We start from the raw sequence: 26,778 nt of genomic DNA, 5'->3' as shown, positions 1-26,778 counted from the left end.
AGACTAATAGGTCGTGTGCGGCCTATTTCACCGTTTTATATAAGGTTTTTATTGTAAGATACGGTTTATTCGATAAAAATTACATTCTTAATTACGACGAGTCGGTTGGTATTTAATGCAAAAATCAAACTTCGAATTCCTCAAAGGCGTTAACGATTTCTTGTACGCTATTGCTCGCGCAGCAGAAAAAAACTATCCAGATGATCCAAACACCACGCTAGTTAAATTGCGTATCTTTGGTGAAGCAACGGCCAAACACTTAGCTAAGCTGCTAGATATCGAAGTTCCTGAAAACCAGCACGAACTCTTACGTGAACTAGGCAAAATTCCTTTTGTCGATGACAGTATTCTCAACGTCTTCCATAAGTTGCGTAAAATTGGTAACCAAGCCGTCCATGAATACCATGACGATCTCCAAGATGCTGAAATGTGCCTGCGTTTTGCTTTTCGCTTAGCAGTTTGGTACTACCGACTTGTTACCAAAAACTATGACTTTCCTGTCCCTCAGTTTGTTTTACCAAGCTCAGATAGCGGTGAACAGTTTGAACAAGAAGTGTTGTCGCTGAAGTATGAATTGGTATTAGCTCGTCAAAGCGAAAGCCAAGCGAAAGAACAGTCGAAAGCCGAGCTAGAAGCGCAACAGGCGAAACTGACAGCTCTGAATGGCTACATCTCCGTTTTAGAGAGTAAGCAAGAAGAAACACACGAACAGTCTCAAGCTCGCATTAGCGCACTAGAAGCGAAACTCAAAGAGCAAGAAGTCGAGCTATCTAAGAAGACAGAAGTCGAACGTAAAGCTTATAAGAAGCAGATCATCGAAGAGGCGAAGTCACGCCCTCTAAATCTAAGTGAAGACGAAACCCGCTATCTAATTGATAACCAGCTGCGCAAGGCTGGCTGGGATGCAGACACCAAAAAGCTAAATTTTGCCAATGGTACAAGGCCACAAGTTGGTCGCAATATTGCCATCGCAGAGTGGCCAACAGGCAAAGATGAAACAGGTAAAACAGGCTTTGCCGATTACGTATTGTTTGTCGGTCTAAAGCCAATGGGTGTTATTGAAGCGAAAAAAAACAACAAAGATGTTTCAGCTAAGCTGACAGAAGCTTACCGTTACAGTAAGTATTTTGACAATGACTTCCTGCGTTCAGAATTACAGCAAGCCGCGAACGGCCAAGATGAACTCGATCAAGTTGCTGAAGCGTTACCTACGTACTTACCTTCGTGGGCAGACTCTCAAGGCTCCTCTGCGCTTAGAACGCAAGAATTTAAAATCCCATTCTGTTTTTCTGCCAATGGTCGCGGCTATAAAGCGGCGGCGAAGACCAAAAGTGGTATCTGGTATCGCGATGTCCGTCATGCTACCAATATGCCCAAAGCATTGCCTGAATGGCACCGACCTGAAGAGTTGGTAGCCAAGCTAGAAAGTGACGACCAGCTAACCAACAACTGGTTTAGCCGAAATGCAGACATGAGCGACCTCGGTTTGCGTTACTACCAAGAAGAAGCAGTGCAAGCGACCGAGCAAGCCATTGTTAATGGCCAGCAAGATATCTTGTTAGCCATGGCGACAGGTACTGGTAAAACACGTACTGCGATTGCCTTGATGTATCGCCTTATTCAGTCTCAGCGTTTTAAGCGTATATTGTTCTTAGTTGATAGAACCTCACTGGGTAAGCAGGCGTTAGATTCGTTTGAAGATACTAATATCAAAGGGGACACCTTTAACTCTATCTTCAATGTGAAAGGGTTAACGGACCGCTTCCCAGAAGACAGCACCAAGATCCACGTTGCCACTGTTCAGTCTCTCGTTAAGCGCACGCTGCAAAGTGATGAAGTTATGCCAGTAGGGCGTTACGACTGCATTATTGTCGATGAAGCTCACCGTGGCTACATTCTTGATAAAGAGCAAACCGAAGGGGAAGAGAAGTTCAGAAGCGAACAAGACTTTATCTCTTCGTATCGCCGTATCATCGATCACTTCGATGCGGTGAAAGTCGCGTTAACGGCAACACCTGCGCTGCACACTATTGATATTTTTGGCGGCGAGCAGAAGAAGCCCGTTTACCGTTATAGCTACCGAAAAGCGGTAATCGACGGTTACCTAACCGATCAAGAGCCACCAATCCGCATCATCACCAAGCTTAGTGAGTCTGGGTTGTATTTATCTCAAGGTAGCGAGGTTCAGCGACTCTCTAATCAAGGTGAGTTAATCAATGACACCTTAGATGACGAGCAAGGCTTTGAAGTCGCGGATTTCAACCGTGCGCTCATCGCTTCAAACTTCAATAAAGTGGTGTGTGAAGAGTTGGTTAATCATATCGACCCAACCAGCCCACAAAAGACCTTAGTCTTCTGCGTGAACAACACTCATGCCGACTCTGTGGTAGAAGAGTTGCGAACCGCGTTTAAGGCTAAGTACCCTGAGCTTGAACACGACGCGATCATTAAAATTACCGGCGATTCAGACAAAGACTCCACCAAAGTGCAGTCGATGATCACACGCTTTAACAAAGAGCGCTTGCCGAACATCGTGGTAACGGTGGATCTACTTACAACGGGTATCGATATACCAAGTATCTGTAACTTAGTGTTTATGCGTAAAGTACGCAGCCGTATCTTGTATGAGCAAATGAAAGGCCGTGCGACGCGCTTATGCCCGGCAGTAGGTAAAACATCATTCAAAATTTTCGATGCGGTTGACCTGTATTCCACATTGCAAAGTGTCGATACCATGCGGCCAGTCGTGGTTCGCCCAAAGGTAGAGCTGCAAACCTTGGTTAACGAAATTACGGATTCTGAAACCTATAAAGTGATTGAGGCGGACGGTCGAAGCTTTGCAGAGCACAGTCACGAACAGTTGGTTGCCAAGCTACAACGTATCTCAAGCCATGCTGAGTTTAGCCGTCTTAAATCACGCGAGATAGACAGCCAAATCAAACGCTTTGATGAAATTTGCCAAGACTCAGCAGGTTGTAACTTTGCGAGCCTTGCGAAAACACTCAAACAAAAAGGCCCCAAATGGTCGGCAGAAGTGTTCAACAAGGTGACCAATATGGTCGGTCGTTTAGAGCAGCTTAAGCAAGAGATTAACGACTTACGTGATATGCCAATCTTTACCGATGTGGATGATTCACTGCTTCGAGTAGAAACCGTGTATGGCGAGCATGAAACCGCACAAGATTTCTTAGAAGCCTTTGATGCTCTGGTGGACAAATCATCCAACCAACAAGAAGCGTTAGATGTGATCATCAACCGCCCACGAGATTTAACTCGTAAAGGGTTGCTAGAGCTGCAAGAGTGGTTCGATGCGCAAAACTTCAATGAACCAACCCTTAAAAAAGCGTGGAAAGAGACCAAAAACCAAGATGTAGCAGCGCGCTTAATTGGTCACATTCGGCAAGCGGCGATTGGTGATGCCTTGCTGCCGTTCGAAAATCGAGTGGATCAAGCGTTAGATAAAATCAAAGCCCAAAAAGAGTGGAGTGATGAGCAACTTAACTGGCTCGATCGCCTAGCGTCATCCATTAAAGACAAAGTGGTACTCGACGACGACACCTTTAAAACCGGCAACTACAAGCGTAAGGGTGGCAAACGTAAGCTTATGAACGTCTTTAATGATGAATTAGACAGCATACTCACCCAATTCAACGAGTTTATGTGGGACGAGCCAGCGTAACTCAGTACAATCGAACCAAATATAAAATGCACACTCAGTAATGAGTGTGCGGATTAACAAGTGCGTGAAGCATCGTCATTCCAGAAGTGAGGAACGAACTATCTGGAATCTCTGGCTAGCACTTGTTTTAAACGAATTATCTATCTGGCGCGAGTCAGAACAAACAAGAGAACAAGCATGAACAATAATGATCTGGTCGCCAAACTGTGGAAACTGTGTGACAACCTACGTGATGGTGGTGTGTCTTACCAAAACTACGTAAACGAATTGGCATCGCTACTGTTTCTTAAAATGTGCGAAGAGACAGAGCAGGATGTAAAGTTACTTCCACAAGGTTATCGTTGGGCGGATCTCAAGCAAAAATTGGGACAAGATCAGCATCGTTTTTATCGCAAACTATTAGTTGAACTAGGCGAGTCTAATCAACCGATTGTTCGTGCAATTTTCCAAAATGTAAATACCACCATTACTCAGCCAGCTCAATTAACGGAGTTAGTTTCCAACATGGATAGCTTAGGTTGGTTTGACGGTGAAAAAGGCAAGAGCCGCGACGACTTCGGTGACATGTACGAAGGTCTACTTCAAAAGAACGCGAACGAAACTAAATCGGGTGCGGGCCAGTACTTTACGCCACGTTCACTTATTAGCACCATCATTAAAGTAATGCAGCCTCAGCCACGTGAAGTGATCCAAGATCCAGCTGCGGGTACAGCTGGCTTCTTAATCGAGGCCGATAAATACATCAAATCACAAACCAACGATTTAGATGACCTAGACGATGACGATCAAGAGTTCCAAATGACCAAAGCCTTCGTCGGTTTGGAGTTGGTACCAGAAACGCGCCGTCTAGCACTAATGAACTGCCTATTGCACGACATTGAAGGCGATGCAGAAGAGGGAGCAATTCGCCTTGGCAACACGTTGGGCAGTGCAGGTGAAACGCTTCCACAAGCGAATGTGATTTTAACTAACCCTCCGTTTGGTAGCGCAGCAAGCACCAACATTACTCGCACCTTTGTTCACCCAACCGGTAACAAACAGCTCTGTTTTATGCAGCATATCTATGATGCGCTAGAACCAGGTGGCCGTGCAGCAGTAGTAATTCCAGATAACGTGTTATTCGAAGGCGGTAAGGGTACTGATATTCGTCGTGACCTGATGGACAAGTGTAACCTACACACCATCTTACGTTTGCCGACAGGTATCTTTTACGCTCAGGGCGTAAAGACCAATGTCCTCTTCTTCCAAAAAGGCACGCCAGAGAATAAGAGCCAAGATAAAGGCTGTACTAAAGAGACATGGGTGTTCGATATGCGCACCAACATGAACACCTTTGGTAAGCGCCGCCCGCTGACTGAAAAGCACTTTGAAGCCTTTATGACTGCTTACGGTGCAGACAAAAACGGCCAATCACATCGTGAAGAAGGTGTTTACGAGACTCTTGGCAACATCTTCGCTGAAGGTCAGGACAGTGTTGAACACATCATCGAAAACGCTCGTTTCCGCAAATTCAGCCGTGACTACATTCGTGACCAAAAAGGCGACAGCCTAGATATCGCTTGGTTAAAAGATCTAGAGGCGACCAGCGCGGAAAACCTGCCGGAACCAGAAGTATTAGCAGGTGAAGCGATGGCCGAGCTAACAGAAGCTATGTCTGAAATTTACCAACTGATGCAAGCACTTGGCGCTAACGATGAAGCGGAAGGGCAAAAGCAGTTACTTGAAGAAGCGTTTGGCTTAGCAGAAAAGCCGGAGGCAGAGTAATGAGTGAATTGCCGAAAGGGTGGGTAGAAGTAAAACTTCCCGAATTTGCGGAACTCGTTATGGGTCAATCGCCTGCTAGTTCTGATTGTAACGACATTGGTGAAGGGCTTCCTTTTTTTCAAGGAAAAACTGAATTTAGAAAACTATACCCAGAAGTTAGAAAATTCTGTACGAAGCCTAAAAAATTAGCAAAGAAAAATGACATCTTGCTATCAGTAAGAGCCCCTGTAGGCCCAACAAATCTGGCAAGTGAAGAGTGTGTGATTGGTAGAGGGTTAGCCGCTATTCGTGCTTTTGAGCAAGAAGAAAACTACTTGCTGCATTATTTCAGAGCAATCGAACCATGGATGTCTCAACAAGGAACAGGCTCTACGTTCAAAGCTATTAGCGGACAGTTTTTAAAAGAGCTGAAAGTAAATGTCGCCCCACTAGCCGAGCAAAAACGTATCGTCGAAAAACTCGATGAGGTGTTGGCACAGGTCGACACCATCAAAACCCGCCTAGATGGCATCCCTGATTTGCTAAAACGCTTCCGCCAATCGGTACTTGCTTCTGCGGTGTCGGGGAAGTTGACTGAAGAGTGGCGTGAGGAAAAAAGTCTTAAGCAATGGCGATCGCTTAGTTTAAATGAAGTAACAAGCCATGTGGTAGATTGCCCCCATTCAACGCCTAAATGGTCTGATGAAGGACGTTATTGTGTTCGCACAACCGCATTTAACCCGTTTTACCTCGATCTTTCAGAGCAAGGCTATGTCAATGATGAGGTGTTTGCACAACGAACTTCTCGTTTGAAGCCTGAAGCTGGAGATATTTTATATAGCAGGGAAGGAACCGTAGGTATTGCATGCCAAATCCCTACAGGCGTTGAACTCTGTCTTGGACAAAGAATGGTTGTTATTAGAGCTAACGAAAAAGTAACATCTAAGTTTTTAACAATCGTACTTAACTCAGACCATATTCTACGAATAGTTAGAGAGCTAACTATCGGTAGCACTGCGCCAAGAGTTAACATGAAGGTAATTCGTGAGTATCCAATTCCGGTCCCTGATGTTATCGAACAAAAGGAAATAGTCCGTCTCGTTGACCAATATTTCGCGTTCGCTGACACCATCGAAGCGCAAGTGAAAAAAGCGCAGGCGAGGGTAGATAACCTCACCCAAAGCATTTTGGCCAAAGCCTTCCGTGGTGAGCTAGTGACGCAAGATCCAAACGACGAGCCAGCCGACAAAGTGCTAGAGCGCATTGCCGAGGCTCGCAAAGAGGCCGAAGCCCTAGCGAAGGCGGCCAAAAAAGCTGAAGCGGCGAAGAAGAAAGCAGAAAAGGCCGCCGCTAAAGGCTAATTGATAATTTTATAAGCACGCTCAGGCGTGCTTTTTTAATGGATAGAGTATGAATACCGATCAAAAACAACAGCTCTGGGACCGCTTTTTAACAGAATGGCCAGTAGAACGAATTGAAACAATGACATTAGCTGAATATGTTTCAGTTGAAGATAAAAGTACATTTACTTATTGGCTTGAAACCGAAGCGATAGATTTAGGTTCCATTAAGGGCGGTTCATCAGAGAAGTTTGGTATTTATAAGCGAGCCGATTCAAATAAAAGAAATGGTCGCAACAATTATAGCCACGATGACACTTACACTTGGCACTCTAAACATGGTGAGGATGCATCTGCTGCATTTGCTAACATTAAGCAGAATATTTTAGACGTAATCAAAGCGGTTAGGGCTAATGATTTAAATGCAATCGAGGTAATTGATGTTGCTCCGACATTAAAATGGAAAGTGGCATTTATCTATCAAAATAGGTTTAAACCTAGCGTACTTAATATTTACAAAGCTTCAGTGCTGCGTCGTGCGGTAAAAAACAGTCAAGCAAGCATGGCACAGGCATATAGCCAACTGCTTGATAATATGCCTGATGATGCGCCACTTTTTGATTACTATGCTGAGGTTTGGGCAAGCAACCAAGCTGCGTCGGAGCAAGAAATAGAACAGTTGATAGAAAGAATGAATATGGATGCTGTCAACAACCTTTCCAAAACTAAGCTACAGCAGCTCTATGAGTTAACCGAGTGGGCGAATGACGCTGGCTTAGATATATACCCGGTAAATATCGACAATCAGTTCCGCATTGGCCGTAAAGACTTAGACAGTGCTAAATCGGACGCTGCGTTTAAACTTGTAACTGTTCAAAAATCAAAAATTAAACTCGGTGATTCTAAATATAGCCTTGAGTACCTTGCTACATGCGAAGGAGATAAAGACAAGTTTGCTGAACAGTACTTGGTAGAGAGAGAAGGGTATTGGCCAGTCGATTACGCTCCTAACAACTCATCAACGGATACAGCGAAAAGTAACAATGGAGATAGCGAAATGACGATGCCGAGCTTAAACCAAATTCTCTATGGCCCACCGGGAACCGGCAAAACCTACCACACCATTGAAGCGGCCGTAAAAGCCGCTAAGCCAGAGTTCTCTTGGGAAACTCGTACAGCATTAAAAGCCGAATATGATGAACTGGTGAAAGCCAAACGAATTCGTTTTGTTACCTTTCACCAAAGCTATGGGTATGAAGAGTTTGTTGAGGGGATAACAGCCAATACCGAGGCAGGCGTTATCAGTTATACAATCACCCCTGGGGTGTTTAAGACGATATGTGCAGCAGCGCAATTGTCATCGCAGACAGAGGATCCAGGAATAAATCCTGAAGGGAAAGTTTGGAAAATTTCTATAGAGGGTACATACCAAAATGCACGCAAAACGTATTGTTTTGAAAACAATCTTGCAGCGATTGGTTGGGATGACGCGGGTGATTTGCGCGAACAAAAACGCAATTCATATTTCAATGAGTTAGGTCGAAATGATCAAAATTCCTTGGATTACTTTTCTCAAGAAATGGAGAAAGGAGACCTAGTACTTTGTATAAATAGCAATACGTCCGTCGAGGCAGTTGGTGTCATTGATGGTGACTATAAATATATAGAGTCTGGAATAAACGGAAATGGGTACGCTCACCAACTTCCAGTAAAGTGGTTAGCTTTGGACTTTTCTGTGGATTTCCATGCATTAAATGGAAATAAACGTTTCAACTTGCCTACTTGTTACCCGTTATCTCGTTTAACTGTCGCTGGTACACTGAAACACCTTTCTGATAATAATGTTGATATTCGTAGTAAAAGTAACGGGACAGCAGAAGTAGAAAACTACGTACTTATTATCGACGAAATCAACCGCGGCAATATTTCTAAAATATTTGGTGAATTGATTACTCTAATTGAGCCAAGCAAGCGAATGCCAGCAGAAAGAAAACCGACTGACGAATGCTTAGAAATTAGCCTGCCGCACAGTACGCCGCTGTTTTCCGTACCAGATAACTTGTACCTAATCGGCACCATGAATACGGCTGATCGCTCGTTAGCTATGATGGATACGGCACTGCGCCGTCGTTTTGATTTCGTCGAAATGATGCCAAAGCCAGAGTTATTTGGAAATAAAAAGGTGCGGGGAATTGACCTTACCCAGTTACTTGAAACCTTAAATGAACGCATTGAAATTCTATATGACCGAGAACACACACTTGGCCATGCGTTTTTGTTTCCTGCTTTTAATGCCAAAACGGAAGAAGAGGCATTTAAAGAGCTTGAATTGGCGTTTAAAAACAAGATCATTCCTCTTTTGGAAGAATACTTCTTTGAAGACTGGGACAAGATCCGTCTAGTGTTAGCCGACAATCAAAAACCAGAAGATTTGCAATTCGTTACTCAAAAATCGATGAATCAAAGCAGTCTAAAAGCGCTATTTGGCGACAAACATACGTTGGATCAATTTGGTGAAGACTATCAGCAGTATTCATTAAAAGAGACAGATAACCATGTATGGACAAACGCTGACGCTTATATTGGCATTTACAACCCTAAAAGCGTGAAAGCAACCAAACCCAGTGATGTTCAGACAGATAGCACTGGATCAGAATCATCAGAAGTTAACGATAAAAAATGAACACTTCCATTGTTTTTGAATTTGGCTACTTAACTTGCGATGAACAAGCTGCGCAAGCCAATGGTTACACGCTTATTTCAGGCAATGCGTTTCAATATTTGGAGCGGCTCTGTTTAAATGAAAACAAAGGCAATGTAGGGCGTTTTTTAAAATTGTGCAGCCGTTACGGCGACAAGTTGCTGCAAGTAAGAAACTACGTGGGCGTATTGTTTACGCCCAATGGTGAACACATTGAAGTATTACCCAAAGTAGCGAAAAAAACAGATAACTCAACAGAGGCCATCGACGAGTCGCGAAAACTCTTGCTGATGATGCTTAAACACCTTGGTGAATTTAGGCATATTGCTACTCGCTCGGCAAACGTTGATACCTTGAAAATGCCGCTGCTTGAAGTGTTTATTCAGCAGTTTTTGCACAGTGTTAACCAACTGGTGAAGCGAGGTTTACGCAGTGACTACGTAAAACAGCAAGACAACTTAGGCTTTAAAAAAGGCAAGTTACTGGTGGCTAAACAGGTGCGCTATAACTCAGTGAACAAACACAAATTTTATTGTGAGTTTGATGAGTTTTTGCAAGACAGGCCTGCCAATCGGTTAATACGCGCCGCCTTAAAAAACGTCGCGGCGTACACCCGAAGGAACCAAAACCAAAGGTTACTTCGTGAGTTAGATTTTGCGTTTGATGGCATACCGGCAAGTACCAATGTGAAGCAAGATTTTGCTCGTGTAAAACTAGACCGAGGTATGGACTATTACCAGTCACCGCTTGCGTGGTCTAGGTTGATCCTTGAAGGGCTTTCACCTCTTAGCATGAAAGGTGCAGCGGATGCGCAGTCTTTACTTTTCCCAATGGAGTCGGTGTTTGAAAGTTATGTTGCGTCTGTGCTACGTGCGAATTTAGCTGATGACGTGACTCTTAGCACGCAAGCTAAGTCTAAATATTTAGTTCACCACAATGGTCATCGCCAGTTCCAACTACGTCCCGATTTAATGTTAATTAAGCCAGCGACGTTACAAGAAGCATGTGATACCACTGTGGTTCTAGACACCAAATGGAAGCTTATTGATCTCACCGCATCTAATTACGGCATATCGCAATCTGACATGTATCAAATGTTTGCCTACGGCCATAAACACTTAGGGGGCGAAGGGGATCTGTTTTTGGTGTACCCAGCCCATGATGGTTTTGAAAAGGCGATTGAGCACAGTTTTGATTTTAATGAAGAATCGCCCTCTAAGCTTAGGTTATGGGTTGTCCCGTTTAGTATTTCGTTAACTGGTGATTCTAAGGTTGAATGGCCAGAGGAGTTTTCGAAACATGAGTCAATTTTGTAAGCTTACGTACACCACTTATCCCACTAAATAACGTAAATTACCAATTATAAAATAGGTTCGAATCGAGCGCATTTAAAGGCGCCACACAACGTCAGGGTTCATCATGCAAACATACAGAAATGTCCTCTCTTCAATTCTAAATGCGAGAGAGTTGACCAAACCAAATGCTCAACCTGTATATAGTTATAAAGTGACGGCATTGGAATTTGAGTTACTTAAGCAGTCGTTGATTGCAAGCTTAGAGAGTAATGGCATTCACACCTATTCGAATAAGCCAACAAGGGAATGGGCAGGGTGTTTTGTATTGTATGCGGCGGAGTGGTGGCGTACATCTTTTCAAGGCGGCGTTTGGGCTTGGGAACCTGTATTGGAGTCTCTGGGCTTACAGGCCAACGCAATTTCACCAACTCAAAGAAGTGAGATTGTTGCTAAGGGTTTAAGCTTTTGGGGGCGAAAGGTATTAAGCAACACTAAGGGACGCATGTTACTTGGCACTGTGGCCGTTGAAGGTGGCTTGCCACAAACGCTTATCCAAGATCCAAATAGCAGGCTTGCCCATTACTTCGAACAAGTGATTCAAGATTATGGGCAATTTGCTAACTCACGGTTAAGCGCAGTATCTGTTGCTAAAGCACACGCGCACTATATTGCAGCATCATATCGTGATGAGACGGTTTATAGCATTGTCGCCCAAGTTGCTGAATCCATTTATTATCTGGTCGATAAGCACGGGCTAGACGAGCAAAGCGACCCGCTTCATTACTTGAATACGGTCGATGCAAATTGGTCGCAAGCTTTACCATTGAACATGGAGCCTGAAGCCGCACGAACTTTATTGGGTAATGCGCTTGGTCTTGCTGTTGAAGTTCAACGTCGTTTACCAAACTCTATTAAGATTCTTCGTTCTCTACGTAAATCTTATTCTCATTATGCCTCAATGATGGATATCTCGGCATCGGATGACGATTATCAGTGGCGGAACCAAATTGATATCACACTCAAGTCTCGTCTTAATGCCAAGTTCTTACAGCAACTGTTTAGTAGCGTGAATTTTCCAGACCGCATAAACCTGTTTGCGGTTGGAAGTAAGAGCCTTTTATTGGCAAAGGCATTTAAACGTGGTGCGGACTCTGAGCACTATTTACTCGATGTTTATACTAAGTCTCTTCCTGCAGAGTGGTTCGACTGCGATATTCAATTGAAAGCAACGGATGACGCTGGTAATGAATGGTTCGCCCCAGTGCTTGGTGGTGCGGGAGTTGATGCCAATGAACCTTGGGTATTCACACAACATAACGATGAATGGCTGCTCAAAGGTGCTGGAAGTGTCGAATGTGCAGAGGCGAACGTTTTAGTTTCAGTACCGGAGCGCTTATCGCATCCTACACTTGCTACGGTAGGTCACATCAGTGGACGTGTTCTTTATGATGTTAATACTCAAGTGGATACGGAATTTTATTTTGACGCCTATTGTGTGTCACTTGACCGAGAAGGTGTGCAACCTCTTGAATTCAATTTGGTTGGCCAGCCAGTTCCTTATCAAGCTAATCCAAGTAAGTGCTTTATTGGTGTTCCTAGCTTAGTCGCCATTGATGAAAATGGTCAGCAATCAGAAATTCCAAATACTCAGCTTCGTTGGCGCGATACAATGCTTGAACAATGGCAGTCAATGAATACGGTACCTTTTGGTAAGGTCGATATCGCTTTGTTTGAGAATAACAAACCGGTTAAGCGTTTTACTGTAGGTTTGTTACCGGACGATTTTTCTATTGGACTGCAACCGAGCCACACGGTACAAATTGGTCAGATCGGCTTTTATTCTAATAAACCACTACCATCTATTGCGTTAAAGGATGCAGAACAACTCGATGTTCTGCCGAGCTCGGTTCTATCTCATTCTCAGCAAGACCCGAACGAAGCTAAACGCACTTTGGATATGCTCAGTCATCAAGCTCACCCACCAGCACAAGTTGACGTAGCGATATGGTGGCAAGACCAAGCAAAGTCATTGTCAATAACATTGCCATTCCCCGCTAAAGGTATTTGTCTAATTAGCTCTGGGGGAGAAGCGGTTCGTAATGCTGAAGCAATTTTAGTCGATACGCTTAATCGTTATGAGTTATTCGGCTATGGCGTCAGTGATTCGCTAGAGGTGGAATTCAAGCTTCTCGCTAGAGATATTTATGGCGCTTTTTCTAAATCCGCTTACGTGAAGCGAATTTTGCCAAAAGGTGACGTTTTATCTACCGGATTTTCCTTAGCAACGTTCAAAGAGGATATTGAGTCCTTGCTGGCTCTATCATCTTCATTAGATGCAGCCGTTAAGGTATCGGTGCTGGACAATGCACATACCATTTTCAATTTCAGTGTTAATGCATACAGCAATGCTCTTATTCCAAACAGAGCACAAGGCACGATTGAAATCGACAACGATAGCAACGATAGCTTCATGGCCACACTTTCGATGGTGCCTTTGGATAACCCAACTTATGCGCCGATTACTTTAATCAAGAATGACGAACAGTGGTACTTCCCTGAAGAAGACGCTTCGCCTGGTGCTTGGCTTATCTATGCTGACGAAGCCGAGCAGGGTGTAAGACCTTTGATGTGGAGTAAAGACCTTGAGTTGTTGTCGTCGTCGAGTAATCGACTAGAACAAGCGGCATCTATCGGGGCCCGTAAGGATCGTCTAGATAAGTTTTCGGTGGTTTGCGGTCAGTTGGCGACAGAATTTAGTGCGCCAGAATGGGCATACATTAAAGCCTTGTTGGCCTTTGATAGTGTTCCGCTTACCACATTCGATCTGTGGCGAGGTGCAATTAATAAACCTGAATTTATGCTCGCTATGTTGTTAAGCGCAAATAAGAAAGAAGCCGAGCGTATTTGGCAGTTTAGTCAGCAGTTTCCTTTCTTATGGCACTCAATTAAAGCTCGAGATGCGATCGCGGTAGTGAGCGCTTTCTATGCTTCACGTATCGAGGTTTACGGCAACGACTTTTCGGACATTATCTGCGGTAAAATTGAATCAAAATTAGACGAATTAGTAACTCGATACCAAGGCTTACAAAGCCTCAAGAACCTTTTAATGCATAAAATCGATGCCAATCGAGAGAAACCTTCCCTTAATCCTGCCGCCTATATTCAGCAATTGTTTGACCTGCGAAATACATTGAATAACCAATACAACGAATCTCACTGGCCTTGCGAATTTTCGGACCATATATTGAAAAGTTCAATTAGGGCCGTTAAACCACAATTAGCAGAGGTGTGCTTCACCACTAAGGACCTGTACCGCAATAACGTGATGAATGCGCCCGTATTGCTTGCTTTATCTACTTGTGGATCTGCATCACTGAGAATGACACCAGAGGTGGTACATGCGATGAGACAATACAACAGCTTCGACCCTGACTACTTTGAACAAGTGTTCGCTCTTACACATAAAATGATTTTCGGCCTAGTGAATAGCTAAATAAGGTAAACCAACCATGCAATATTTTGAGTCTTTAGTTGACCAACTGACTAAACGAGCAGCGCGCGCTACTTTAGGGCAATTTGGTTTGCGATCTAAGCCTTTACGTGAATTTTTGTGGCAGTCGTTTTCTCAATCCCCAGGTAAAGAGGGGGCGTTTCTTGCTGACCCTGTGTTTGAAGCCACCTTTGGCTGGAAACCGCATACTCAAAGCATGCGAGACCTATCGGGTGGGTTGTTAAACAGCTCGATTGTAAACGCAATGGCAAATCCACCGAAAGAGCTTAAAGAAGACTACCTTTTTGATAGCAGTTGGTACCCGTACTCTCATCAACATGAAGCATGGTCTCATCTATTGGAGCCATCTCCTAAGTCTGTAATTGTGAGTAGTGGTACGGGTTCTGGTAAGACAGAGTGTTTCTTAGTGCCAATTCTAAATGACATTGTTGAACGTAACAGTAAGCCAGATGGCGTCGAGGCTTTGTTTTTATATCCACTCAATGCATTAATCAACAGTCAGAGAGAGCGTTTAACGGCGTGGACTCACCAATTGGGTGATCAAGTTAAATTCAGCCTGTTTAATGGTGATACGCCCGAATCAGTAAGTGTTGCAGAACGAAAAAAGCACCCAAATGAACAGCTTTCTCGTAAGGAGCTGAGAGAAAACCCAGCTCAAATATTGGTGACCAACTCTACGATGTTGGAGTACATGTTGGTTCGCCAAAAAGACGCGAATATTTTGAACCGTTCTAAAGGCAAATTGCGTTGGATCGTTTTAGATGAAGCGCATACCTATATTGGTTCTCAAGCTGCTGAATTGTCCCTGTTGCTTCGACGTGTAATGCATGGTTTTGGTGTCACGCCAGATCAAGTGAGATTTGTCGCGACTTCCGCAACGATTGGTGGAAAGGACTCTGACGCGGATCTAAAAGCGTTTTTGGCTGACGTCGCTGGTGTCGATATCACTCAAGTTCATTTAGTGAAGGGTGAGCGTGAAATCAAACCGCTGATGGAACTAGAGCAAATAAAGGCGATGAACCTTGATAGTGTTTCAAGCATAACGAACGAAATAGAACGTTACGATGTATTACAAAGCTTACCGCCGTTAAGAACGTTAAGGCAGCACCTGAGTTCAACCGATAACAGAATGACGTTGAGCGAAATAGGGAAGCTATTGTCTGCAACTGAGGAACCGTTATCTGAACAAGACTCACTTCAATGGCTTGATATCTGTGCTTCGACAAAGAACGCAGATGGCGATGCATTTATTCCGTTTAGACTTCACCTGTTCCACAGGGTTGCTGGTGGGCTTTGGGCTTGCTCAAATTCAGATTGCTCGGCAAAGGTAGGTACGCCTTTAGAGTCGATTGATTGGCGATTTGGTATGGTTCATATGTCACGTCGTGAGAAGTGCTCGTGTGGTTCACCGATATTTGAAATGGTTAGCTGTAATGGTTGCGGAACTAGCTTATTGGCTGCGACTGAAAAAACGGATTCAGAGACCAGTCATTCACAACTGCACTTAACGAAGCCAGACTCATCGATTGATGACTTTGCCTTGGACCTTGTTGGAGAAGAAGATCTCACCATCGAAGATGATGAAGAAACTTCCGAGGAGTATGATCGCTTTGCTCTTATCTCTCCGTTAAGTTTTGAAGAAACCGGTGAATACTGGATTAATAACCAGAGAGATGTAAAAACCGCTAAAGTTCCAGGGGCACATTTAATCCATCGAGTCGAAGGGTATCGTAAAAGTGACGGTGCTTTGTCGGTGCGTTGCCCTTGCTGCCAGCATACTAAAATCAAGAATTTCGAGTTCTACCGTCACTTCAGAAATGGTGCGCCATTTATGCTGTCGACGGTCATTCCTACATTACTAGAGTATTGCCAAGATGGTAAGAAAGAGCAGTTGAAAGGTCCTTGGAACGGCCGTCGCATGATTACTTTCACCGATAGCCGTCAAGGTACCGCTCGTTTTTCTGCCAAGTCACAACAAGATTCTGAAAGGCAGTTTTTGCGTTCGACTATTTATCATTTGATCTTGGATAAAGCGATCCGAGAGACTGGTTCAAGCTCTGAAGATACTGCTGAGCTCGAGAAATTTCAGAAAATGCTCAAGATGGCTAAAATGAGCGGTGAAGAGGACATGATCGAGTTTGTTGAAGGTCAAATCGCCTCTTTGGTTGGTGGAAGCTCAAAGTCGGTTGCAGTAACTTGGCAAGAAGTTGAAGATTTTTTAGCAGAACAGAAAGAAGTAAAACTGTGGATCAAAAAGTTTTACGAACACTTCGATGACCGCATGGACATGGTTGCAAATCCGAAATTACTTGCGCGCTTATTATTGTTGCGAGAGTTCAATAGCCGTCCTAAAAGACAGAACACACTCGAAACCATGGGCTTGGTCTGCATGGAATATCCAGGTTTAGCCCAAAAGGAGAGTTCAGCCCCTAGTGAATGGATGAGACATTTTGATAGTGCTGAAAAAGGGCGTGAAGAGTGGGTTAATTTCCTAACTGTTTGTGTGAATTTTCATGTACGAAGCATGAAAGCCGTGAGGTTGACGGATGAGCAAATTAACTGGATTGGGGCTAAATATTCGCCAGCTTTCTTAGTAGGTCAAGATGAACCTACCCATATTTGGAATGTAGAGGCATGGCCAAAAATTAGGCGTAATGGGCCACGACAACCAAGGTTAGTTAGGTTGCTTGCGACGGCTCTAAATATAGAGTTAGAGGATTCTGATACACGTGCAGATATTAACGAAATTTTACGCCAAGCGTGGATGGCTCTGCAGTCGTCAGTGTTGACTCCGAGTGGTGATGGCTATCGTTTAGAGCTTGAGCAACAAGTGAGTTTCTCTTTGATTGCAGATAAGCATCAATGTCCTCATACCCAAAAAATCATAGATAAACCATTGCTAGGGGTGACCCCATATTTGAATTTATCTGGGGACCGTACCGAACATTTGTGTAAACAAATATCTACCCCAAGTTATCCGTTCCCATTTGGCCGCGATCCTGAAAGTGGAGAAACGGTTGATCTAAACAAAGTTAGGGATTGGCAAGAGCAACCAGACTTAATTGATGTACGCAAAGAAAACGCGTGGTCAGATATTGCTGACCGTGTTGTAGAACGCACTCCTTACTTTAGAGTCGCAGAGCACTCTGCGCAGCTTAAGGCAAGCCAGCTACGTGAGTATGAAAAAGAATTCAAAGAAGGGAAAATAAACGTTTTAAGCTGCTCTACGACGATGGAAATGGGTGTAGATATTGGTGGTATATCGGTAGTCGCGATGAATAATGCTCCACCTAACCCTGCGAACTACTTGCAACGTGCAGGTCGCGCAGGCCGTCGTGGAGAAACTAAGTCGATTGCGCTTACGTTATGTAAATCTACTCCGCATGGAGAGCATATTTTCTCGAATACTCGTTGGGCGTTTGATACGGAAATTAAAGTACCGAACGTATCGTTATCGAGTGACTACATTGTTCGTCGCCATGTGAATTCGTTACTACTTTCAACATTTTTAAATCATGTTGTGAAGTCAGAGAATTCGTTGAAATTGAATTGCGGTAACTTCTTCAAATCTGATCATGAATCGGCGGCTTCTCAAGCTGACCAATTTGTTGACTGGTGTGTAAACGGAGCGTTAGATTTTGTACAAGACGGGTTGGATACTTTGTTACGTCGAACCTCTCTTGATGCAACATCACGTATCGAAATTCTAGATGCGTCTGCTAAGCATATGAAGCGCATTGTCGAGCGTTGGTCCGTTGAGCATCAATTGCTAAAAGAACAATCTAAAAGCTTAGAAGAGAACCCTAACTCGCTATCAACAGCGCAAGCTGCAGTAGAAAGCCAAATTCAACGCTTAGAGGGGGAGTTCTTACTTTCCGAGTTAGCACGTAAAGGTTTCTTACCCGGATACGGGTTCCCTACTGATGTGGTGTCTTTAAATACAGATCATGTCAAAGTGATCGAAAGGCGAAAACGCTACATCAAGATGAAACAAGACCAAATCAACGATAAAACATCTCGTAAAGATAACCTATATAGCGCTGCTGGCTTTCCGTCCCGAGATCTTTCAGTCGCTATTCGCGATTATGCACCGGGTAATGATGTTGTGATTGATGGACGTGTTTATCAGTCGAAAGGCGTGTTGTTGAACTGGCACAGTCCTGCAACTGTTGATCAAGTCAAAGAGATACAAGCGTTAAGGTGGGCATGGCGTTGCGACAAGTGTGGTGCCAGTAATACTTCGTTGTTAAGACCTGAACAGTGTGAATGTTGTGGGAATGAGTTCAATTTTAGTGACGAGAAAACAAAAGATCGTATTCACCCTTACATTCAGCCAGCGAGTTTTGCGGTCGATATTAGAGACGAACCTCATAACGATATCTCGCGTCTGAATCATGTACCTTTCAATGACCCTTGGGTGACGGTAGATGGTTCCGAGTGGCATGAAGTGAGTGTAAACCCTGGAGCATCATACCGTTCAAGCCATAATGGCCATGTTTATTATTACAGTGCAGGACCCGTTAACCAAGGGTATGCGCTTTGCTTAGAATGTGGTCGTATGGAAGCTATGCCCGAAGGTGGAGATAAGTCACCAAAAGAAGTGTTGATGGGGCACACTCGCTTACGAGGTGGTAAGGGCCATTTAACCAGCTCAAGCGAAGTTTTGTGTGGCGGGAACGACAGGGAGTTCACTGTAAAAGGTCCGCTAAAGTTGGGTCATAGTACCTATACGGACGTGTTCGAATTATTGTTATTTGATGAGCTGGGTAAACCGCTAGTAGAGAGAAGTATTGCTCGTTCAGTCGCGGTGTTGATGCGAAACCAGTTAGCGGAGAAGCTTGGTATTAATAATGATGAAATTGGCTGTACAACCAAGCCTGTGAATCATGAGGGACGAGAAGTACAAGCTATCGTCTTGTTTGACAATGCAGCTGGTGGTGCAGGTTTTTCAATTCAAGCTTCTGAGTATGTTGTTGAGTTATTGCAAGGAGCAAAGAAGGTTGCATCCAGCTGTCACTGTGACAAGGCCTGTCATCGTTGTTTAGTGGATTATTCGACTCAACATGTCCTTGATTTACTTGATAGAAGGAAAGTGGCTACTTATTTGAGTAACGGTTTTTTTAACAATCTTAGCTTGCCAGTGGAATATGAATTGTTCGACCATCACAATAGGCGTGAACTACGTCCGTTAATGATCGCAATAGAAAAAACGTTGGCTAAACATGAGGACTCAGACCTCTATGTTGAGCTTCCTATAAGTCAATTAAGCGACTTAGGCGATTGGCAACTGTATCAAGCATTTAGTCGCTGGGTTGCCGAGCGAAAGGTAAACTTGATATTGACAGAGGTTCAAGTGCAAGAGTTGTCACTTGAGCAAAAAGTGACGTTGTCTTGGTATCAGAACCACCCAAATGTGAAGCTAATGAGTAAACTACTAAATGATCATGCTAATCATCAGGTGTTAGCATCGGTGGCTAATGAGTCATATTGTTACCAATGGGGAAACCGTATCGATGATCTTGAAACTTTAGTGGTTGGTATTGGTTCTTTGGGTGAGTTGGTGGACTTTGATCCTACGCGTTTGCGTCAAAGTTCTGATGTAGAAAAAATAGTGATTGATAATGAACTGGACGGAAAAGCTTCTGAGTTCGGATTCAAGTTTTGGACTCTTGTGTTTAAACGCTCACCAGCATTAATGGCGTTGATGCAAGACCAAGTTATCGAATCTGCTACTTATTCTGATCGTTATCTGGCCGCAACTTTACCTGTTTCTCTATGCTTTAATACCTTGAAGTTTTTAGGGGAGCATTACAAAAGCTGCCAGGTCGAGATTCACACAGGGGAGTTAAGTCGAGGTTACAAGCCAACGACAGTACAAGACAATTTTTTCGATGATTACTCACGTGACAAGGTAGTTGGTTTGGCATTTGAAAGCTCGACAGCAAATATGAGTTTTAAAACGACTTCGAAATATAAGTTACCTCACTCGCGAACGCTCGTTTTATCTTTTGATAACGGCAGGGAAGTGACGTTATGGCTTGATCAAGGATTTGGTTACTGGTTTGCTGATAAACGTTTACCTGAGAACCACTTACCATATCATCTTGATGATGAAGAACACGCAAATATCATTGTTGAGGGGCAAGCTCAGATCTCGTCCGGTACATTCCCAACCGATGTATTTGTGTCATTTAGTTGATTGAAATGAATGGAGAGTGAGTCCCACGTTGGATTAGCTCTCCTTTTTTATATAAATGGAATGATGTGTTGTTTGTTGGATGTGGCTTGTTATAATTCATTGAAATGGGAAAGGAAGTCTAACGAACGAATGGAATATGTGAATCTATTTAACAGGTTAAATAATGTCTCAATCAAACTTTACTCAACAAACAATTCGCTCTCAACACCTTTCTGAACTCAAAACTGCGAAATCTCTTTTAGAAAACCCTGGCCTAGCCGCCAAAGTTACCGACTTTGTTGGAACACCAATAGAGCTTCTTATTGAAAAGCTTCCAGAAGATTGGAATAAGAAGATTGGTCGTGTGACACACACAGCGCTTGATAAGTCGGCTTCTGCAGCGCTCTATACAATGAAAGATACTCCCGGAGAAGAGTCATCTAATATTTGGCATAAGCTTGGCGCGGCAACCAGCGGGGCAATAGGTGGTTTCTTTGGTATTGCAGCATTATCTATTGAATTGCCTGTCTCAACGACGCTGATGCTGCGCTCTATTGGTGATATTGCCCGAGAGCAAGGTGAATCGATAAATGATGACGAGACAAAGCTTGCGTGCTTACAGGTGTTTGCATTAGGTGGAAATAGTAAAGATGATGATGGCGCAGAGTCGGGTTACTTTGCTATTCGTGCAATGCTAGCACGAGCAACTACTGAAGCTGTGGAACATATTGCGAAACATGGTTTGGCTCAGGAAGCAGCACCAGTGTTAGTTCGCTTTATGACTTTAATTGCGGAACGTTTTGGCGTTCAGATTACTCAAAAAGCAGCAGCTCAGGCAGTTCCTGCCATTGGTGCTGTTGGTGGCGCAGCTATCAATACGATGTTTATTGACCACTTCCAAGACATGGCAAAAGGGCACTTTATTGTTCGCCGACTTGAACGCCAATACGGACAAGAGTTAGTAAAACAACAATACGATCTACTTTCGATTTAAGGTTAAGTGATGATCAAACTTCTTGTCCTGTTTGTATTCGTTATGTTCCTCGTGGGCGTTATTTCAACCGTGTTCAAAGCGCGTAAAGTAATCAAGGGTAAATAGCTATGTTTAACAAATTCAAAGCGTCATTGCCTAGCTTTGACATCAACCCTCTGCTCAAAAGCCTCAAGGATTCATTAACCGAGCCAAGTGCACAGGACTTAGAACCACGAGATGAAGAATCTTGTGAACTTGTTCAAGTACGTGAAGGCAAGCTTCCTGCTGTTTTTATTATCAACGGATTTCTGTCTGAAAACAGTAAATGCTCAAAAGATTGGTTAGAAGTGGTTGATGAGCTTTATCCAACCAATAAAGTTATTCGTGTTGATTGGAAAGCAGGCAACTTTACCGATATGGTTTTTGATAAAGGTGCGGTACCAAATATACCAGCATCAAGTAACGGAAAGCTTGGTTTTGCTGCTATGGTTGCTGCACGTAGTACCATTCTAGGTATAGCGAGTACTGTGGGTGCAATTGTTGTCGATAAAGTAGCGGGACATTGGAAGACGTGCTTTCATGAAACTCGCCATGTCGGAAGAGGGTTTGCGAACTATCTAGAGCAGCAGTCAGAGTTTGAAAACTGTATTTTAATGGGACACTCTTTAGGTGGTCGTATAGTCAGGCATACTCTAAATGAGTTAACGACACGTAATCTAGTTTCGGTTGCTTATATTTTCGCTGGCGCTGTCTCAAGTGAAGATGAACAGTGGCAAGCTATTCTTGATAGGAATGACAACTTAAAGCTAATCAATTGCACGTCCCAAAAGGATTATGTCTTAAAAAGTTCCTACAAATTAGGGACTTTATGGGATCATGAGCCCGCAGGGTTAAGTCCTGTGATGGATCTTCACTGTCACACGCTCAATCTAGACGTAACAAAATACGCTCAAGGCCACACAGAGTTTAAACAAAAAGAACTCGGCCAATACTTAAAAAGCGAACTTAGCCTGTTGGAAAAGGATAAGTTAGCAATGCTACATATCAGTTATTGAGGCACGAAATGATTCCACAAGTACAATCTATAGTTGAACATTTAGAGTTTAATCATTTCATTCTGAACTCTGAATTAAGTGATGACGGTGGTCTGGTACTCGATAACCCAATGACGGAGCGCCGGATTAGTGTGTCATCGACTAACTATACAGCTCGAGTCTCTATGTACTATTCGTTAGGTGTTAATGAATCAGATTTAAATGACACAAAAATTAACTTATTGAATTCAGAGTTATCTGTCTGTAAGTCAATCTTGTCTCATACGGACGACGGTGACCTCGCCACAATGAGTGCTCTGTATCTATTTCCTTATTCTAGAGAGTCGTTCAACACATTTTGGAGCTTGTTCGATGTTGATGCCGATGAGTTCGATAAAATGATATCTGAGAGCTTGTATCAAGGTGAGCCAGCGGCAGAGGGTTTTGAAGTACATTAATTACAGTGTATGGGCGAGTTCATAAGCTTAAGAATACCAATCTGAATTATCTAACTTTTATCATAGCGTTCGAACAAACAAGGGTTTAGCGCATATGACGATACAATTGGTAAAAATTCAAGGTGATGAGACACCGCTGTTCGCCCCGTTTTCTGGAGTTCAAATTGCAGGAGAGGGCGTGCAGAGTTGGGATAAGCTTGAGGAAGATCCGACGTTTCTATTCGGTTTTTGTTTAGAAGCTGGTGAGTTTGTTTATATCAACAATGAATTATCTCAAGCTGTTGGTTTTGATATTTCTGATGTTGAACTTACGGTAGAGCTGCTTTGTAGCATGCTGAAAGTTCGCAATGGTGTTTGTATAGAGCACAATACTGGCTGGGGCGGTAGCTATATTGTAGCGTTTGGGGAGCTAAGTGAATGCTAACACAAGGTGATCTATGCCCACACTGTGGTTTGATAATTATGATGCCAACTGACTTAACCCCAGATTGTTTAGGCTGTGGAAAGATTATCAATCAGGAGACAGACCAAACAGATGATGACGAATTTTATGGTATCTAGACGATAGCATAACTATTAAGTCCTTCTTTTTCATACAAGACCAAATAACTTAGTGAGCCTATTTTGAAAAATATTTTGGTAGCCGTGACAGGCGCAAGCCCTCAAGTCCTAACTGAAACGCTGTTTGCATTGAATCATCAAGGTAAAACAATGCCTGATGAAGTATTTGTGATTACTACCGCTAACTCTAAGCTAACGTTAGAAGAAGGGTTGTTTCAAGATGGTTATTGGAACAAGTTAATAGAAGATTATCAACTTCCAGACATTGAGTTTAGTTCTGAGAATATTTGGTTGATCTCTGATGAAGAGGGCAATGTGTTAGATGATGCAAAGGCCGAAGCAGACCAAGTCGTCATGGCTGACTTTATTACACAGAAAGTAGAGGAGTTGACTCGCAATGACGATGTTGCGATTCATGCTTCAATTGCTGGCGGACGAAAGACAATGGCTTTTTACATGGGCTACGCAATGTCTTTGTATGGCCGTGAGCAAGATGTGCTGAGTCATGTGTTCGTAGACGATGATTTTGAGTTTGTGAGTGAATTTTATTACCCAACTCCTTACGACAAGTACATCGTCGGGAGAGATAAAAAAAAGGTCGTAAACACCAAGGACGCTAATGTCACCCTGGCTGAAATCCCGTTTGTAAGAATGCGTCGTCAAGTTGATGAGTCAATTTACAACCAAATGCAAAGCCATTCGTTTTCAAAAACTGTATCAGCTTTGAATAGTGCACATAGCTCGGAAATTAAAGTAAAAATTTCGACTAAGGATAAGACATTAGATGTGGCTGGTGTACCTGTAAAACTTACAGCTAAAGCGCTAGCGATTTACTTATTCTTCGTCAAAAAAGCCATGAGAACGGAAACGTTGGGGCGAATATTTGAAGAAGACGTTGACCAAACGCGTGAATATTTAGAAGTATTAGACTCAATGAAAGCCGACGTGCGTTTGTACAAAAGCATGGGTTTAGAAGACGAGGGGCAGTGGCGTCAGAATGATTTTGAATTGACACCTAAATTGACGAAAGACTTCGTACGTCAGTCATTAAGTGCATTCCATAAAACGTTAGAAGGGCGTTTAGTTCCAGATATCGTGGAAAAAATCAAAGTGCACTCTGATGGTGCCAAAGCCGGTGCGAGTTATAGTGTCAATAGTGGTATTACTATTGAGGTGGATGGGCTGGTTGTCTGACGCTCAACAAATGTTTGGTCTGAAAACCTTGGACCCATTTAACATTAGTGCGTTAACGCAGGTGTGATCATAGGATTTTTGATGGCATGGTGTATCTTCTTTGTGAGTCAGTATAAGTAAGGTATACCAATGAGATTTCTGAAAATAAAAGAAGTCATGACAAAGACCGCTTTAAGTAGGTCTTCTATTTATCGAAAGATGAGTGAGGGCTCATTTCCTAAGCCCGTACCTATAGGGGAGAGGGCCGTTGCTTGGATCGACAGTGATGTAGAAGAGTGGATGAAAGAGTGTGTAAAGCAGCGATGATTGCAGCTAGTCGATGTTTAAAGGTAACGGGATCACATCCAAATAAACATCCAGTAATTGAAGAAACGTAATGTATGACCTGCTTCGCTGTGGGCTCATCGGCACCAGTTTCCTAAATTCTTTTGTGAGTGAATCACGGTTCTCTTTTTTGGTCTGAAGCAGGTGGATGCTAATGTTTCCTTTTTCATGATAGCCAAGAAACTTAGCTTCATCCGAACGGTGTATATCGACACCAATTGCTGTCATTTTTTGAGATAACCGATCATATCTATGTGGGATAACTGCTTCAATAGTTGTGGCATTAAAGCCAACTCGGCTTTGCACTAACTGTTCCCAATATCGGTAATGAGAAATGACTTTATCAATCGTTATTTCATCGGACGCTAGTTTATGAGAAAAATGCCATTTAATTCTTACGTGCTCATCCTTAATGCCAATCACTTTCATGGTTTTGAGTAAGAATGCGACGGTCTTTATATCATGCGTTCGAACTAAGTGTCCTTTAGCCCCTACACAATGGTGAAGCGCTTTGGTGACTTGGGATAGGTTGATCTTGACATTACGTAGCGCCTCTGATTGCAACGATTTATCAAATTGCTGCATAAAAAAGTTGAGTTGATCTATTTGATATTGATTTAGCCTGTTTATGCCGCAAAACTCAGGAAGGGTGTTTTTGGATCTTCTCGTGTAAATCTCGCGATGTGATTCCAGCCTAAGTGCAATCCGAGTTATGAGCTGTGCAGATATCTTTGTTAATTCTGCGGCTTGTTTTATAGAGTAACCATAACTTAATAGGGAAGTGCATTTAAAAACGTCAGCAATGGGAACACTGTTCGACGAAGGTTTTCTCTCTTCTTTGTTAATAAGTAGCTCAAGAGATCGTTCAAGGTCGGGTTTGGATTTTCCAACCATAGTCATTGGTAGTGCGTCATGATAAAGAGCCAGCGGTTTGTCATTTCGGATTGGCCTCATACTCTTGTTATCGAGTTTTACTGTGTAATCAATACTATACTGCAATAAGTGAAGGGGAGACTCATTTCGACTCCTATTTAATAAGTAAATATGAAGGGCGGCTAGGTGTATATAAGACCTGAATGTCGTTTCAATGGTGCCATGTCCAAGTAAACGTGATAGTACAAATGCCTTTTTCCTTGTATTAGTGCACACACCCAAGCGATGAAATAGCTGGTTTTGCCTATCTGCCGAGAAGAAATTGTGCTGCAACGGCAGAGGGAGGTTATTAGTAGGGTAGCGATTGAAATTGATTAATAACCAATTCCAATTTGCAAAGCTGTGCCGTAAGTGATGAAACCTAAGTTTATCGTCTTGGGTGATCTCTTTTAAGACGACAGTAAGTAATGTAAATGCGTTTTTTAGTCTTTTAGGATCCTGAAAAATTAAAGCATTTGTCTTTTGAGAGCTAAGTTTAGATTTGTCGATAAATGATATGAGCTTCTTTTGCCAGTGAATAGGCATCAAGCAATCTAGTGGTAAGTTGCGAGCACTGTTTCCAGTTTTTAAGGATCGATACTTATTGAGTCTGATATGTACTTGAAGGTAGCCGTGGTTGTTCAAATGAAAGTCATGTGGGCTTTTTTGTGTCTGTAATTCCGATACAACCTTCCAGTTATGATGAGCCTCTGTATGTCTTGCCAGTCGGCGTTGTAGACTTAATGAGGCTTCGCGTGTCTCTGCAATCTGGGATGAGTGTAGTTACCATCATCAGCCTTTCTTCTAGTCATCTACATCGTTTGTATGAGGTTAAGCGAAAGCTAAGTCGCCCCAGATCGACTAGACGGGGATAA

14 protein-coding genes are annotated in these 26,778 nt (G+C 43.1%); 13 read left to right on the top strand and 1 reads right to left on the bottom strand.

Annotation, left to right across the window (positions count from 1 at the left end; translation table 11 throughout):
- Positions 1-115: 115 nt before the first annotated feature.
- The 13 genes from hsdR (at position 116) to ATB74_RS09260 (ending at position 24,973) form a co-directional block, all read left to right on the top strand.
- Positions 116-3,679 (top strand): type I restriction-modification system endonuclease, encoded by a 3,564-nt coding sequence (hsdR, locus tag ATB74_RS09320; RefSeq protein WP_061018145.1) that lies wholly within the window; start codon positions 116-118, stop codon positions 3,677-3,679.
- Positions 3,680-3,856: 177 nt separating this feature from the next.
- On the top strand, positions 3,857-5,443 hold the full coding sequence (locus ATB74_RS09315; RefSeq protein ID WP_061018143.1) for an N-6 DNA methylase: 1,587 nt from the start codon (positions 3,857-3,859) through the stop codon (positions 5,441-5,443).
- Complete coding sequence (locus tag ATB74_RS09310; protein ID WP_061018141.1) at positions 5,443-6,783, top strand: restriction endonuclease subunit S; 1,341 nt, start codon at positions 5,443-5,445, stop codon at positions 6,781-6,783. The genes ATB74_RS09315 and ATB74_RS09310 overlap by 1 nt, the downstream gene beginning before the upstream one ends.
- A gap of 49 nt (positions 6,784-6,832) precedes the next feature.
- Entirely contained in the window at positions 6,833-9,445 is a 2,613-nt protein-coding gene (locus ATB74_RS09305; protein ID WP_061018139.1) for an AAA family ATPase, read from the top strand.
- Complete coding sequence (locus ATB74_RS09300; protein ID WP_061018137.1) at positions 9,442-10,779, top strand: McrC family protein; 1,338 nt, start codon at positions 9,442-9,444, stop codon at positions 10,777-10,779. Before ATB74_RS09305 ends, ATB74_RS09300 begins: the two co-directional genes overlap by 4 nt.
- Positions 10,780-10,882: 103 nt before the next feature.
- Positions 10,883-14,251 carry an STY4851/ECs_5259 family protein gene (locus ATB74_RS09295; RefSeq protein WP_061018136.1) on the top strand — a complete coding sequence of 1,123 codons (3,369 nt, stop codon included), beginning with the start codon at positions 10,883-10,885 and terminating at the stop codon, positions 14,249-14,251.
- 16 nt (positions 14,252-14,267) lie between these two features.
- A complete protein-coding gene (locus ATB74_RS09290) occupies positions 14,268-20,468 on the top strand; it encodes a DEAD/DEAH box helicase (RefSeq protein ID WP_061018134.1) in 6,201 nt (2,066 codons plus the stop codon).
- 163 nt (positions 20,469-20,631) lie between these two features.
- Positions 20,632-21,441, top strand: a complete 810-nt coding sequence (locus ATB74_RS09285) for an EcsC family protein (protein ID WP_061018133.1) — start codon at positions 20,632-20,634, stop codon at positions 21,439-21,441.
- 107 nt (positions 21,442-21,548) lie between these two features.
- A complete protein-coding gene (locus tag ATB74_RS09280; protein WP_061018131.1) occupies positions 21,549-22,475 on the top strand; it encodes a DUF726 domain-containing protein in 927 nt (308 codons plus the stop codon).
- Between the two features lie 8 nt (positions 22,476-22,483).
- Positions 22,484-22,912: a hypothetical protein gene (locus ATB74_RS09275; RefSeq protein WP_061018129.1), complete on the top strand. Its 429-nt coding sequence runs from the start codon at positions 22,484-22,486 to the stop codon at positions 22,910-22,912.
- Between the two features lie 94 nt (positions 22,913-23,006).
- Positions 23,007-23,336, top strand: a complete 330-nt coding sequence (locus ATB74_RS09270; RefSeq protein WP_061018127.1) for a hypothetical protein — start codon at positions 23,007-23,009, stop codon at positions 23,334-23,336.
- Positions 23,337-23,536: 200 nt separating this feature from the next.
- Positions 23,537-24,667 carry a CRISPR-associated ring nuclease Csm6 gene (csm6, locus tag ATB74_RS09265; protein WP_061018125.1) on the top strand — a complete coding sequence of 377 codons (1,131 nt, stop codon included), beginning with the start codon at positions 23,537-23,539 and terminating at the stop codon, positions 24,665-24,667.
- 129 nt (positions 24,668-24,796) lie between these two features.
- Entirely contained in the window at positions 24,797-24,973 is a 177-nt protein-coding gene (locus tag ATB74_RS09260) for an AlpA family transcriptional regulator (RefSeq protein ID WP_060981908.1), read from the top strand.
- Between the two features lie 6 nt (positions 24,974-24,979).
- On the opposite strand, the gene ATB74_RS09255 is transcribed toward ATB74_RS09260, so the two are convergent.
- Positions 24,980-26,449, bottom strand: coding sequence for a hypothetical protein (locus tag ATB74_RS09255; RefSeq protein ID WP_061018123.1), 1,470 nt, complete (start codon positions 26,447-26,449; stop codon positions 24,980-24,982).
- Positions 26,450-26,778 lie beyond the last annotated feature (329 nt).

Origin of the sequence: Vibrio splendidus (genome assembly GCF_001557875.1) — a bacterium.
Classification (GTDB): Bacteria; Pseudomonadota; Gammaproteobacteria; order Enterobacterales; family Vibrionaceae; genus Vibrio; species Vibrio splendidus_F.
The sequence above is the reverse complement of the archived record's forward strand: the minus strand, read 5'-3'. Positions and strand labels throughout refer to the sequence as shown.

What these genes read in the sequence shown, in the direction of transcription:
- hsdR (WP_061018145.1), top strand. Translation starts at nt 116, where the DNA reads ATGCAAAAATCAAACTTCGAATTCCTCAAAGGCGTTAACGATTTCTTG.
- ATB74_RS09315 (WP_061018143.1), top strand. Translation starts at nt 3,857, where the DNA reads ATGAACAATAATGATCTGGTCGCCAAACTGTGGAAACTGTGTGACAAC.
- ATB74_RS09310 (WP_061018141.1), top strand. Translation starts at nt 5,443, where the DNA reads ATGAGTGAATTGCCGAAAGGGTGGGTAGAAGTAAAACTTCCCGAATTT.
- ATB74_RS09305 (WP_061018139.1), top strand. Translation starts at nt 6,833, where the DNA reads ATGAATACCGATCAAAAACAACAGCTCTGGGACCGCTTTTTAACAGAA.
- ATB74_RS09300 (WP_061018137.1), top strand. Translation starts at nt 9,442, where the DNA reads ATGAACACTTCCATTGTTTTTGAATTTGGCTACTTAACTTGCGATGAA.
- ATB74_RS09295 (WP_061018136.1), top strand. Translation starts at nt 10,883, where the DNA reads ATGCAAACATACAGAAATGTCCTCTCTTCAATTCTAAATGCGAGAGAG.
- ATB74_RS09290 (WP_061018134.1), top strand. Translation starts at nt 14,268, where the DNA reads ATGCAATATTTTGAGTCTTTAGTTGACCAACTGACTAAACGAGCAGCG.
- ATB74_RS09285 (WP_061018133.1), top strand. Translation starts at nt 20,632, where the DNA reads ATGTCTCAATCAAACTTTACTCAACAAACAATTCGCTCTCAACACCTT.
- ATB74_RS09280 (WP_061018131.1), top strand. Translation starts at nt 21,549, where the DNA reads ATGTTTAACAAATTCAAAGCGTCATTGCCTAGCTTTGACATCAACCCT.
- ATB74_RS09275 (WP_061018129.1), top strand. Translation starts at nt 22,484, where the DNA reads ATGATTCCACAAGTACAATCTATAGTTGAACATTTAGAGTTTAATCAT.
- ATB74_RS09270 (WP_061018127.1), top strand. Translation starts at nt 23,007, where the DNA reads ATGACGATACAATTGGTAAAAATTCAAGGTGATGAGACACCGCTGTTC.
- ATB74_RS09260 (WP_060981908.1), top strand. Translation starts at nt 24,797, where the DNA reads ATGAGATTTCTGAAAATAAAAGAAGTCATGACAAAGACCGCTTTAAGT.
- ATB74_RS09255 (WP_061018123.1), bottom strand. Translation starts at nt 26,449, where the DNA reads ATGCCTATTCACTGGCAAAAGAAGCTCATATCATTTATCGACAAATCT.